The following is a 12614-nucleotide window of genomic DNA, read 5'->3' on the forward strand; positions in this document are numbered from 1 at the left end:
CGCACCGCGTCCCCGTACGGAGCGGCCGCGTGCACGACCGGCAGCCCCCGCGGCTCCGGAACCGGCCGCACCCCGCGCGGCGCCGCCCCGCACAGAGCGGCCCGGCATCCGGCGCACAGGGCCACACGCGGCGCCCCGCAGCCGGCGCAGTCGGCCGGCAGCACCAGATCCGTGAGGTCCTGCCACCACCCCCGCATGTCTCCACTGTGCCAACGCGGACGCCCAGCGGCCACCCCTGTGGACAACCGCCTGTGGATAACCCCGTGCACCCCAATTGACCTGGGGAGAAGCGTTGTTGAGAGAGCGAGCCCGGGGGCAGGGCCGGGAGCGGGCCGCGGGCAGGCCGGGTCAGCCTCACCCGCCCGGTACGGCGCCGCCCCGCCCGTCACGCGGACATGACGGCACCCTCACCCGGGCCTCTCACCCGGGCTCAACAGCGCTTCTCACCCGCGCCGCCGCACCCGCGCCTCACCCGGGATAGACCGGCTTCGCCCCGTCCTTGACCACGGTCTGCCACTGCGCGCCGGACGGCAGCCGGACGATGCCGTCGTCCGAGTGGGCCACCAGCGGCTGCCGCTCGTCCTCGGACGCGGCGATCTCCTTCACGCCGGTGAGGCCGGGCAGCGTCGCCCCCGTCCGCGCGGACCCGTCGCTCTGGACGTACCGCATCTGCTGCACTCCGCCGGACTCGCGCCCGACCACCACGAGGCGGCTGACGCCCGCCCAGGACATGGCGGTGACCTCCTCCATCTGCGGGGCCGCCTCCAGCAGTTCGACGATGGAGATGTCGGGCTGTCCGCCCTTGCCGTCCGCCCAGTCGATCCGGCCGATCCGCAGCGACGTCTTGCCGCCCTTCTCCACGAGCAGCGCGACCCGCACCCCGTCGGCCGCGACCCGCACCGCCTTGATGCTCCCGTCCAGACCGGGAACGTTCACCTGCACCGGCTCGCCGGTGCCTTCCGCGAGCCACAGCAGTCGCGGCCGCTTCGGATCACGGTCGGCCACCCACAGGTCGCCGCGGACGTCCCAGCTGGGCGTCGAGAACCCGTCGCTCTCCGACTTGGAGCGGGACCGCAGCTCCGGGCCGCCGAGCGACCCCTTGGACACCAGCGACGCGGTGTAGAGCCGGCGCCCGTCGAGCGACACCCCGGCCCCCCGCTCCTCGTCGCGCGACACGGCCGCCGAGCGCAGCGGCTGCTCGCCCTCGCCGAACGGCCCGGTCACCGGCTCGGGCGCGGCATTGCTGCCCGTGTTGCCGGGCATCCGCACCAGACGCTTCTTCGCGCCGTCGACGAAGTACTGGTACGCCGGGAGGTCCGCCGTGCGGTGCGGCGCGACGGTCTCGGCGCGGTCCTTGCTCAGCACGCACAACTGCGAGCCGTTCGTGCGCTGCAACTCCACCTGCTCGACTCCGGAGGCCGTCAGGTCCTGCAGGGTGAAGAGCAGTTGGGCCGCCATCTCCGTACACCGGTCGTGGCCGAGCGTGTCCGCGCGCGCGTTCAGCGGCACGACAAGCTTGTTCTTGTCGTCGGGCGTGAGCGACTTGGTGTCGGGGGCGAGCCGCGCGCCTTCGGGGACCGCCGTCCGTACCACCTGGCGGAGCCAGTTGGTGGGCCCGCCGAGCAGCGCCTTCACCGTCTCCGTCAGCGGATCGATGCGCTGGCGTACGAAGATGGGGTCCGCGACGAGACCCTGCTGCCTGCCGACCTGGCGGGCCGTACCGAGGCCCTTCGGAGGCGACGCGAAGTAGTACTTGTTGACGGCCTGGTAGTTCCGCTCGAAGTCGGACTCGCCGATCACGACGCCCGGCGGCGGGGCGTCGATGCGCCACACCCTGCCGTTCGGCCCGTTCTGCTGCGTGAGGTGGACTGCCTGGCGGTACGCCCCCGCGTCGGGCTTGTACGCGCGCTGCTCGTTCACCGTCGCGAGCCTGCGGCCGGTCAGCGCGTACGTACGCTCGCCTTCGTTGTCGTTGCCCACGTTGTCCGCGACGGTGTTGGGGCCGTCGGCGAGCACCGTGGTGGAGCGCTCCGGGTGCCAGTTGTCGGAAGCCTTCTTCGTCAGGTACTTCCGGGCGATCGCGAAGTCAGGATCGTCGCTGGTCAGCGCCTCGAGGAAGCCCTGGACGATGTCCACGGCGCCGGCGTCCTCGGGCGGCGGCATCGCGTACACGCGCACCTGGGACTGCGAGTCGGGCCGCTGTGAGGCGTCGACCTTCTTCATGTTGCCCTCGTCGGGCATGGAGGCGCATCCGGCGAGCAGCGCGCCGCACGCGGCAAGCACGAGACCGGCGCGCAGCGGGCGCGTGCGCCCCCGCAGTTGACCCTCAGCGCCCACGCGAGGCCCCCTCTTCCCTGCCCACAACGGCATCCCGCCGCACCGGGTCCTCGGCACCTGCCCGGTTCTCAGCACCTGCCGGGTCCTCGGCACCTGCGGAGGCTTCGGCACCCGCCGAGTCCTCGGCACCCTCGGAAGCTTCAGCACCTGCCGGACCATCCGTCTGCGCCGGGGCATCCGTCTCTGCCTGGGCATCCCTCTCCGCCGCGGCACCCGCGGCCGCCGGGGCGTCCTTCGCCAGGGCTTCCGCGCCCGCCCGGGCCTCAGGGCCCGCACCCGCAGCCGTGTCCGCCCCGGACTCCTCCCACCCCTGCCGCGGCACCACGCGCGCCCCGCTGCCCGGCAGAGCCGTGGGATCCACGTCCAGGGCGGCGGCACGGGCCAGTCGCGGCGCGATGGGAGCCTTCGCGGGCACGGGCGGCGGCACCCGGTCCGGGGGCGCCTGGTGGGGCACCGTGGCCCGCTTCGTACCACCGCCGAGCGGCAGCCCCGCGCCGTTCAGGCCGCGGTGGCGCCGCGAGTCGTCGGGTTCGAGCGGTATCGGCGAACCCCGCAGCGGCTCGTCCGCCGTACGCGGCAGCGTGAGCCGGAACTGCGAGCCGCCGCCCGGCTCGCCCCACGCCTGTAGCCATCCGCCATGCAGCCGCGCGTCCTCCAGGGCGATGGAGAGCCCGAGGCCCGTACCGCCGGTGGTACGCGCGCGTGCCGGGTCGGCCCGCCAGAAGCGGCTGAACACACGAGTGGCCTCGCCGGGCTTGAGCCCGACCCCGTAGTCCCGCACCGCGACGGCGACGGCGCCGCCCGCGGCCGCGAGCCGCACCACCACGTCCTTGCCGTCGCCGTGCTCCACGGCGTTGACCACGAGGTTCCTGAGCACCCGCTCCACGCGCCGCGCGTCCGCCTCGGCGACCACCGGCTGCTGGTCGCCGACGATGCGTATGTGCGTGCCCTTGCGCTCCGCCAGCGGCTCGGCGCCGCCGACCACGCGGCGTACCACCTCGCGCAGATCTATCGGCTCGGCCTCCAGCGCCGCCGCACCCGCGTCGAAACGGCTGATCTCCAGCAGATCCGCGAGCAGCGACTCGAAGCGGTCGAGCTGGTCGGCGAGCAGCTCCGCGGAGCGTGCCGTCACCGGATCGAAGTCGACGCGCGCCTCATGGATGACGTCGGCCGCCATCCGCACGGTCGTCAGCGGCGTACGCAGCTCGTGCGACACGTCGGAGACGAACCGCCGCTGCATCCGCGACAGCTCCTCCAGCTGCTGGATCTTGAGCTGAAGGTTCGACGCCATCTTGTTGAAGGCTTCACCGAGGCGCGCGATGTCGTCCTCTCCGGTGACCTTCATACGTTCCTGAAGGCGCCCCGCGGACAGCCGCTCGGCGATCCCGGCCGCCATCCGCACGGGCGTGACGACCTGGCGTACCACCAGCCAGGCGATGGCCCCGAGGAGCACCACCACGAAGAGTCCTGCCGTGGCGAGCGTGCCGCGCACCAGGTTCATCGACTCCTCTTCCTGCGTCAGCGGGAAGAGGTAGTAGAGCTGGTACGAGTCGCCGTTGAGGTCGCTCAGCTGCTTGCCGATCACCAGGCCGGGCTGGGACTCGCGGTGGTCGATGAAGTCGATGCGCGTATTGCTCTGGTACGCGAGCGAGCCGCCGTCGACCCGTTCACGCAGGTCCACCGGCACGCTCTGGATCGGGTCGACGCCACCGGAGGCGCGCGGCCCGCGCACGCTGCCGCTGTCACTCGCGTTGGAGCTCAGGGTGACTACGTAGAAGGCGTTCTGGCCGCCGCTGGCGAGCTGCTCGGCCAGCTCGGACAGCCACACGGCGGCGTTCTGCGCGGTGGGGCCGTCGGCCGCGTCGCCGCCCTGGGCGGCGGGCTGGTGAGCGCTGTTGGCCTGCTCCTGGGCGGCCCTGAAGCCGCCGTCGGCCTGGCTCTGCGCCGCGTTGACCTTGGCCTTGAGCAGGCCGTTGCTCACCGAGCTCATGACGACGAAGCCGAGCAGCAGCACCACGCCGAGGGACATCAGGAGCGTGGTGACGACGACCTTGAGCTGGATGTTGCGCCGCCACAGCCGCATCATCGGCAGCAGCGGGCGGCGCACCCAGCGCGTGAAGAGCCGCAGCAGGGGGCTGCTGCCCTGCACACCGCCCTGCAGCATCAGACCGCTGTCGACGAGCGCCCCGAAACGGGCGCTGCGCCGCGGCGGCCGCACAGTCCGCCCCGGCCGCGCTCCCGGTTCGCCGGGCGCCGGAGAGGAACTGTCGCGGGACATGTCAGCTCGGTCCGGCCTTGTAACCGACACCACGGACGGTCACGACGATCTCCGGGCGCTCGGGGTCCCGCTCCACCTTGGAGCGCAGCCTCTGCACATGCACATTCACCAGACGGGTGTCGGCCGCGTGCCGGTAGCCCCAGACCTGCTCCAGGAGCACCTCACGCGTGAACACCTGCCACGGCTTGCGGGCAAGCGCGACCAGCAGGTCGAACTCCAGCGGCGTCAGCGCGATCGACTGCCCGTCCCGCTTCACGGAGTGCCCGGCCACGTCGATGACCAGGTCACCGATGGCCAGCTGCTCCGGCGCGGGCTCCTCGGACCGGCGAAGCCGCGCACGGATGCGGGCCACCAGTTCCTTGGGCTTGAACGGCTTGACGATGTAGTCGTCGGCTCCCGACTCCAGGCCGACCACCACATCCACGGTGTCGCTCTTGGCCGTGAGCATGACGATGGGCACCCCGGACTCCGCCCTGATCAGGCGGCACACCTCGATGCCGTCCCGCCCGGGCAGCATCAGGTCGAGAAGCACCAGATCGGGCTTGGCCTCCCGGAAAGCGGCCAGCGCCTTGTCGCCATCTGCCACGAACGACGGCTCAAAACCTTCACCACGCAGCACAATCCCGAGCATCTCGGCCAGTGCGGTGTCGTCGTCGACGACAAGGACTCGTCCCTTCATGCCTGACATCATCCCATTAGCTAATCGTTACCTGGCGTGACCTGGCACACAGCTCGGCGAGGCCCTCCGTTGTCACGGGTGAGACGACACCTTCCTCCGTGACGACCGCTGTCACCAACTCGGGCGGAGTGACGTCGAAGGCCGGGTTGTACGCCTGTGTCCCCAGCGGCGCCACGGAAATACCGCCTCCCACCTCGGCTCCCGTCACCGGCACGAACGGCACTGTGACCTCCGTCACCTCATGACTGGCCCGCTGCTCGACCTCGATGGCGGCTCCGTCCGGGGTGTCGGGGTCCACGGTCGTCACCGGCGCCACCACGATGAACGGCACATGGTGATAACGCGCGAGGACCGCGAGCGGATAGCTCCCCACCTTGTTGGCCACCGAACCGTCGGCCGCGATCCGGTCGGCGCCGATCAGCACGGCGTCCACCTCACCGGCCGCGAACAGCGAACCCGCGGCGTTGTCGGTCAGCAGCGTGTACGGCATACCGGCGCGCGCGGCCTCGTACGCCGTCAGCCGCGCGCCCTGGAGCAGCGGCCGGGTCTCGTCGACCCACAGCCTGCGCAGCCGCCCCTCGCGGTGCGCGGCGAGCGCCACCGCGAACGCCGTGCCCTCGCCGCCGGAGACCAGCGCCCCCGTGTTGCAGTGCGTGAGGACCCGGGGGCGACCGCCGGGCATCAGCTCGTCGAGCAGCGCCAGCCCGTGCACCGCCATCCGCGCGCTGGCCTCGGCGTCCTCCTTGTGCAGCGCCCGCGCGGTGGCGAGCACCGCCGCGGCCGCCTGCTGCTCGTCCGCACCGCCTGCCACGGCCTTGCGGTACGCCGCCTGCGCCCTGCGGGCCCCGTACGCCAGGTTGACCGCGGTGGGCCGCGCCCCCGCGAGCGCGTCGGCGGCCTCGTCCACGTCGAAGCCGCGGGCCGCGGCCAGCGCGACGCCGTACGCGCCGGCGATGCCGAGCAGCGGGGCCCCGCGCACGGCGAGCGTCCGGATCGCCTGGACCAGGGCGGGCGGATCCGTGCACACCAGCTCCGTCTCCTCGGCAGGCAGCCGGGTCTGGTCGAGGAGGACGAGGACGGGCCCCTCCGGGGGCTCGTCCCAGCGGATAGCGGGAATCGCGGGCATCGCCGCGACGTCGGAGGGCCGTACGGCCTCGCCGGATTGCGCGTACTGATCAGCCATCCGCCCAGTCTGCCCGCTACCCGACGGACAATAGAAGGTGCGCAGCCCATACAGCACACGGTCTCCGCGCCACCGCGCCTGGTCCCAGGGCAACCGCCCCGTGGCACGATGGCTGCCAACCCGCCGCCGCGACCGCGGACGGGCACTGTGAAGGAGCGACGATGAACGACACTCCGGGCTGGGCCTCGCCCGGATCTGCCCCCTCCGACGGACCCGAGCCGGACAAGAAGCCGGGCGAGAAGGGGGCCGACGAGCCCGCGGACCAGCAGCCGAGCGGCGGCCCGGGCTCGAAGTGGTCCAAGGAGCAGCCGCCGCCCGCCCAGTGGTCCGCGCCCAGCCCTCCGGCCCCCGGCCAGAACCCGCCACCCGCACCGCCCGGCCAGGGCTGGGGTGGCGGTGGCGGCCCCGGTGGTCCCGGCGGCCCCGGCTGGGGAGGTGGCCCGGGCGGTCCGGGCGGGCCCGGCGGTCCCTACCGCGGCTGGGGCGCCTGGCAGGGCCCGCCGGCCGCCGCGAAGCCCGGCGTCATCCCGCTGCGTCCGCTCGCCGTCGGCGAGATCCTGGACGGCGCGGTCTCCACGATGCGTACGCACTGGCGCACGGTCCTCGGCATCTCGCTGACCGTCGCCGTCGTCACCGAGGTCCTGGTCATCCTGCTCCAGGGTCTGGTCCTCAACGACGCCGCCGACACGGAGGCCCTGGACGACCCGAGCGCGTCCGTCGGCGAGGTCACGCGCGCGCTCTGGGACACACTGCTCAGTTCGGGCGCCGTCCTCGTGATCACCCTGCTCGGCACGATCGTGGCGACGGCCCTGCTCACGATGGTCACCAGCCGCGCGGTGCTGGGCAAGCCGGTGACCACGGCGGAGGCTTGGCAGGACTCCAGGCCACGGCTCGGGAAGCTGATCGGCCTGACGCTGCTGCTGCCGCTGATCGCCGTGGGCGTCGTCGCGGCGGGCACCCTGCCCGGCGTGCTGATCGCCGCCGCCGGAGCCACCGACGCCGGGCTCGCCCTCGCCGTGCTCGGCGGTATCGCCGCGGGTGTCGTCGCCATCTGGCTGATGGTCCGCCTCTCGCTCTCCTCTCCGGCGCTGATGCTGGAGAAGCAGGGCGTGAAGAAGTCGATGAGCCGGTCGGTGAAGCTGGTCCGGCGCTCCTGGTGGCGCGTCTTCGGCATCCAGCTCCTCGCCGCTGTCATCGCGAACGTCGTGGCGTCGATCATCGTCATCCCGTTCACGATCATCGCGGGCGCGCTGAGCGGGGACAGCATCTCCAACCTGCTCGACGCCAGTGCGGGTGAGGTCGGCTGGACGTTCCTGATCGTCAGCGGCGTCGGGCAGGTGATCGGCTCCATGCTGACGTTCCCGATCACCGCCGGGGTCACCGTGCTCCTCTACATCGACCAGCGGATCCGCCGCGAGGCGCTCGACCTCGAACTCGCCCGCGCCGCCGGAGTGCCGGGCCACGGCCCCTCCGACACTCCCGGTACCCCCGGCACACCGGGGAGCTGATGCGGTGACGGCGGCAGGGGCGGTTCTCGACTCGCTCGGCGCGGTCTCGCGACTGCCGGGCACCGTCTTCGGTGCGGTCTCGCCGCCACGCACGGGCCTCGCCGCGGTCTCTCCGCTGCCGGACACTGGCTTCGGCGCGGCCCTGGCACTGCCGCGCGCGGGTGACGAGCCGCCGGTGACGGTCCCGCGCGCACCCGCGCGGGAGGCGGCCGAGCGTGAGCTGTCCGAGCCGATGTACCACGAGAACGACCCGAGCCTCCTGCAGCGCGCTCTGAACCGCTTCTGGGGGTGGGTGGACGATCTGTTCGGCGCGGCTTCCGGCGCGGCACCGGGCGGCGCGGTCGGCCTCCTGGTCATCGCCCTCGCGGTCGTGGCGGTCGCCGTGGCGCTGTGGTGGCGCCTCGGCACCCCGCGCCGCGCCCCCGCCACCTCGGCGGCGCTCTTCGACGACCGCCCGCGCAGCGCCGCCGAGCACCGCTCGGCCGCCGAGGCGCACGCCGCCCAGGGCCACTGGAACCAGGCCCTCCAGGAGCGGATGCGGGCCGTCGTGCGCTCCCTGGAGGAGCGCGCCCTCCTCGACCCGCGCCCCGGCCGCACCGCGGACGAGGCCGCCGCGGAGGCCGCCCGCCCTCTCCCCGACCACGCGGAACGCCTGCACGTCGCCGCCCGGGAGTTCGACGACGTGACGTACGGAGGCCGCACGGCCACGGAAGCGACGTACCACCAACTCGCCGGCCTGGACCACGACCTGGAACGCACCAAGCCGCTCCTGGCCACCGCGTCCCACGCGGAGTCCGACAGGGCCTCCTGGGGAGCCATCCGATGACGGACTCCCCCGACGCCCCGGACGCTACGAAAACACCCGCACAGCCCGCTCCCTCCGCGACATCGACGGCCTCCCCCGCCGCTCCCCCGGCGGGCGCCCCCACCGAGCCCCCGACCGGCTCCACCTTGCCGTCGCCCAACTCCCGGACCCCCGGCGGCCCGTCGACCTCGACCGCCCCCACGCCACGCCAGCTCTGGACGCGCTCCCGCGGCGTCGTCCTCGCCGTCGTCGTCCTCCTGGCGGCCGCCGTCGCCATCGCGGCCGTCCGCTCCGGCGCCCAGCACGGCCGCCTCGATCCGCGCTCCGCCGACCCCTACGGCAGCCGTGCCGTCGCCGAACTCCTCGCCGACCGGGGCGTGTCCACGCGCGTCGTCACCACCACTGAGGAGGCGCGGTCCGCCGCGGGCCCCGACACCACCCTCCTGGTGGCCGACCCGGATCTCCTCACGGACCGCCAGCAGTCCCGGCTGCACGACGCCACCCAGGCTTCCGGCGGCCGCACCGTGCTGGTCGCCCCGGGCCCCCCGTCGGTGTCGAAGCTCGCCCCCGGGGTCACCGCCGACCCCGCGACCAGCTACGACTCGACGCTCTCGCCCGACTGTTCCCTGCCCGCCGCCCGCCGCGCCGGCTCCGCGGACGTGGGCGGCATCCGCTACGACACGCTCGCCCCCGACGCCGAGACCTGCTACATCGACGACGGCCTGCCGAGCCTCCTGCGCCTCCCCGCGACCACCGCGAAGGACGGCTCTCCGGAGACGGGCAACAACACGGAGGACACCCCAGAGGACGCCTCGGAGAAGCCGGACCAGACCTCCGCGCGCGGCGACACCGTCATCCTCGGCGCCCCCGACATCCTCCACAACGACCGCCTCGACGAGCACGGCAACGCCTCGCTCGCCCTGCAACTGCTCGGTTCCCGCCCGCACTTGGTCTGGTACCTCCCCTCGCTCTCCGACGACGCGGTCGACGACACAGCCGACGACAGCTTCTTCGACCTCATCCCGCCCGGCTGGCTCTGGGGCACGCTGCAGCTCACCGTCGCCGCCGTACTCGCGGCCCTGTGGCGCGCCCGCCGCCTCGGCCCTCTGGTCCCCGAAAACCTCCCCGTCGCGATCCGCGCCTCCGAGACCGCCGAAGGCCGCGCCCGCCTCTACCGCAAGGCCGATGCCCGCGACCGCGCCGCCGCGGCCCTCCGCTCGGCCACCCGCACCCGACTCGCCCCCCTCGTCGGCGTCCCCACCGCCCGGGCCCACACGCCCGAAGCGCTCCTGCCCGCCCTGACCAGCCGTCTCCGCACGCCCGGCCAGGACCTGCACCCCCTCCTCTTCGGCCCGCCGCCCGGCGACGACGCAGGTCTCATCGCCCTCGCCGACCAACTCGACGCCCTCGAAAGTGAGGTACGTACTTCATGATGGACCCGACCACTGACAACGCCGCGAGCTCCGGCGGCGCCCGCTCCTCCCTGGAGTCCCTGCGCACGGAGATCTCCAAGGCCGTGGTCGGCCAGGACCCCGCCGTCACCGGCCTTGTCGTGGCTCTGCTGTGCCGCGGCCACGTCCTCCTCGAAGGCGTCCCGGGCGTCGCGAAGACCCTCCTCGTACGCGCTCTCGCCGCGTCCCTCGAACTCGACACCAAGCGCGTCCAGTTCACCCCGGATCTGATGCCCAGCGACGTCACGGGTTCCCTCGTCTACGACGCCCGCTCCACGGAGTTCTCCTTCCAGCCGGGCCCGGTCTTCACCAACCTCCTCCTCGCCGACGAGATCAACCGCACGCCGCCCAAGACCCAGTCGTCCCTCCTCGAAGCGATGGAGGAGCGCCAGGTCACAGTCGACGGCACCCCGCGCCCGCTCCCCGACCCGTTCCTCGTCGCCGCCACCCAGAACCCGGTCGAGTACGAGGGCACGTACCCCCTCCCCGAAGCCCAACTGGACCGCTTCCTCCTCAAACTGACGGTCCCGCTCCCCTCGCGCGAGGACGAGATCAACGTCCTGAAGCGCCATGCGGAAGGCTTCAATCCGCGCGACCTGAGCGCCGCCGGCGTGCGCCCCGTGGCGGGCCCCGCCGACCTGGAAGCGGCCAGGGCAGCGGTCGCCAAGACGACCGTCTCCCCCGAAATCACTGCCTACGTAGTCGACGTCTGCCGCGCCACCCGCGAATCGCCGTCCCTGACGCTGGGCGTCTCCCCGCGCGGCGCCACGGCCCTGCTCTCCACGGCCCGCGCCTGGGCCTGGCTGACAGGCCGCGACTACGTCATCCCCGACGACGTGAAGGCCCTGGCCCTGCCCACCCTCCGTCACCGGGTCCAACTGCGCCCGGAGGCCGAGATGGAGGGCGTGACGGCCGATTCCGTCATCAACGCGATCCTCGCCCACGTCCCGGTGCCCCGCTGATGCCCGTCACCGGCCGCACCGCCCTCCTGGCAGCCCTGGGCTCCCTCCCGGTGGGCATCCTGGAACCCAGTTGGACAGGCATCCTCGCGGTCAACGCCCCACTGGCCCTGGCCTGCGCCTGCGACTTCGCCCTGGCCGCTCCCGTACGCCGCCTCCTCCTGACCCGCTCCGGCGACACCTCGGTACGCCTCGGCGAGTCCGCGGACGTTCAGCTCACCGTCACGAACCCCACTGGTCGCCCCCTGCGCGCCGAACTCCGTGACGCCTGGCCGCCGAGCAGTTGGCAGCCCGGTACCGAAGTCGCGGCGTCCAGACAGCGCTTGGACGTCCCCTCCGGCGAACGCCGCCGCCTCACCACCCGTCTGCGTCCCACCCGCCGCGGCGACCACCAGGCCGACCGCGTCACGATCCGCTCGAGGGGGCCTCTCGGCCTCTTCACCCGGCAGAGCAGTCACAAGGTTCCCTGGACGCTCCGCGTCCTGCCGCCTTTCGCCAGCCGCAAGCACCTGCCGTCGAAGCTGGCCCGTCTGCGCGAACTCGACGGCCGCACCAGCGTGCTGATCCGCGGCCAGGGCACGGAGTTCGACAGCCTTCGCGAGTACGTTCCCGGCGACGACACCCGGTCCATCGACTGGCGTGCAACCGCTCGTCAGTCCTCCGTGGCGGTCCGCACTTGGCGTCCCGAGCGTGACCGTCACATCCTCCTGGTCCTCGACACCGGCCGCACTTCCGCGGGCCGGGTCGGCGACGCCCCTCGCCTGGACGCGTCCATGGACGCGTCCCTGCTCCTGGGCGCCCTGGCCTCCCGCGCCGGCGACCGCGTGGATCTCCTGGCGTACGACCGCCGGGTACGCGCCCTGGTCCAGGGCAAGGCCGCGGGTGACGTCCTTCCTTCTCTTGTGAACGCGTTGGCCACCCTTGAGCCGGAACTCGTCGAGACGGATGCCCGCGGCCTCACAGCCACAGCTCTGCGCACCGCCCCCCGCAGCTCGTTGATCGTGTTGCTCACCAGCCTCGAAGCGGCTCCCATCGAGGAGGGCCTGCTCCCGGTGCTGTCCCGCCTCACGCAACGCCATACGGTCCTGGTCGCGTCGGTCGCCGACCCGCACATCACGAAGATGGCGAAGGCGCGGGGTACGACGGAGGCCGTGTACGACGCCGCAGCCGCGGCCCAGGCCCAGGCGGAACGCCGGCGCACGGCGGAACAGCTCTCCCGCCATGGCGTCACGGTCGTCGACGCCACTCCCGATGATTTGGCACCCGCTCTGGCGGACGCGTATCTGTCGCTGAAGGCAGCCGGCCGCCTCTGAAATGGGGGGCAGGGGAACCGAAGAATGGGTCTGCAAGGAAACGCAAAAAAGCCGTATCCCCCGAGTCGAAACTCGGGGGATACGGCTTTATCAAATTTAGT

Annotated in this window: 9 protein-coding genes and 1 pseudogene; 5 read left to right on the forward strand and 5 right to left on the reverse strand. The window is 72.9% G+C overall.

All coding sequences use genetic code 11. The features are described from left to right. The 5 genes and pseudogenes from STRAU_RS42940 to mtnA all read right to left on the reverse strand — a co-directional run. Positions 1-197: pseudogene (locus STRAU_RS42940) on the reverse strand (ComF family protein); the annotation flags it as partial. Positions 198-468: 271 nt separating this feature from the next. Next, positions 469-2337 (reverse strand): LpqB family beta-propeller domain-containing protein, encoded by a 1869-nt coding sequence (locus tag STRAU_RS12885; RefSeq protein ID WP_037659024.1) that lies wholly within the window; start codon positions 2335-2337, stop codon positions 469-471. After that, positions 2327-4615: an MtrAB system histidine kinase MtrB gene (mtrB, locus tag STRAU_RS12890; RefSeq protein WP_052029063.1), complete on the reverse strand. Its 2289-nt coding sequence runs from the start codon at positions 4613-4615 to the stop codon at positions 2327-2329. The genes STRAU_RS12885 and mtrB overlap by 11 nt, the downstream gene beginning before the upstream one ends. Before the next feature lies 1 nt (position 4616). Further along, positions 4617-5306, reverse strand: a complete 690-nt coding sequence (mtrA, locus tag STRAU_RS12895) for a two-component system response regulator MtrA (protein WP_189176211.1) — start codon at positions 5304-5306, stop codon at positions 4617-4619. A gap of 4 nt (positions 5307-5310) precedes the next feature. Continuing rightward, positions 5311-6477 (reverse strand): S-methyl-5-thioribose-1-phosphate isomerase, encoded by a 1167-nt coding sequence (gene mtnA / locus STRAU_RS12900; protein WP_016640738.1) that lies wholly within the window; start codon positions 6475-6477, stop codon positions 5311-5313. A gap of 161 nt (positions 6478-6638) precedes the next feature. Between mtnA and STRAU_RS12905 the strand changes: the two genes are divergently transcribed. From STRAU_RS12905 to STRAU_RS12925, 5 genes are read left to right on the forward strand one after another with little or no spacing between them, the layout of a single operon-like run. Next, positions 6639-7985 (forward strand): DUF7847 domain-containing protein, encoded by a 1347-nt coding sequence (locus STRAU_RS12905; protein WP_016640739.1) that lies wholly within the window; start codon positions 6639-6641, stop codon positions 7983-7985. Between the two features lie 4 nt (positions 7986-7989). Next, positions 7990-8811: a DUF4129 domain-containing protein gene (locus STRAU_RS12910; protein WP_016640740.1), complete on the forward strand. Its 822-nt coding sequence runs from the start codon at positions 7990-7992 to the stop codon at positions 8809-8811. After that, positions 8808-10223 carry a DUF4350 domain-containing protein gene (locus STRAU_RS12915; RefSeq protein ID WP_016640741.1) on the forward strand — a complete coding sequence of 472 codons (1416 nt, stop codon included), beginning with the start codon at positions 8808-8810 and terminating at the stop codon, positions 10221-10223. Before STRAU_RS12910 ends, STRAU_RS12915 begins: the two co-directional genes overlap by 4 nt. Next, positions 10223-11203 (forward strand): AAA family ATPase, encoded by a 981-nt coding sequence (locus STRAU_RS12920; protein WP_397892067.1) that lies wholly within the window; start codon positions 10223-10225, stop codon positions 11201-11203. Before STRAU_RS12915 ends, STRAU_RS12920 begins: the two co-directional genes overlap by 1 nt. Further along, positions 11203-12513, forward strand: a complete 1311-nt coding sequence (locus STRAU_RS12925) for a DUF58 domain-containing protein (protein WP_016640743.1) — start codon at positions 11203-11205, stop codon at positions 12511-12513. Before STRAU_RS12920 ends, STRAU_RS12925 begins: the two co-directional genes overlap by 1 nt. Positions 12514-12614 lie beyond the last annotated feature (101 nt).

Source organism: Streptomyces aurantiacus JA 4570 (assembly GCF_000414115.1).
Lineage (GTDB): Bacteria > Actinomycetota > Actinomycetes > Streptomycetales > Streptomycetaceae > Streptomyces > Streptomyces aurantiacus_A.

Bases quoted from the DNA above. Each gene is read 5' to 3' on its own strand.
- mtrB (WP_052029063.1), bottom strand. From the start codon at position 4,615: ATGTCCCGCGACAGTTCCTCTCCGGCGCCCGGCGAACCGGGAGCGCGG.
- mtrA (WP_189176211.1), bottom strand. From the start codon at position 5,306: ATGATGTCAGGCATGAAGGGACGAGTCCTTGTCGTCGACGACGACACC.
- mtnA (WP_016640738.1), bottom strand. From the start codon at position 6,477: ATGGCTGATCAGTACGCGCAATCCGGCGAGGCCGTACGGCCCTCCGAC.
- STRAU_RS12905 (WP_016640739.1), top strand. From the start codon at position 6,639: ATGAACGACACTCCGGGCTGGGCCTCGCCCGGATCTGCCCCCTCCGAC.
- STRAU_RS12915 (WP_016640741.1), top strand. From the start codon at position 8,808: ATGACGGACTCCCCCGACGCCCCGGACGCTACGAAAACACCCGCACAG.
- STRAU_RS12920 (WP_397892067.1), top strand. From the start codon at position 10,223: ATGGACCCGACCACTGACAACGCCGCGAGCTCCGGCGGCGCCCGCTCC.
- STRAU_RS12925 (WP_016640743.1), top strand. From the start codon at position 11,203: ATGCCCGTCACCGGCCGCACCGCCCTCCTGGCAGCCCTGGGCTCCCTC.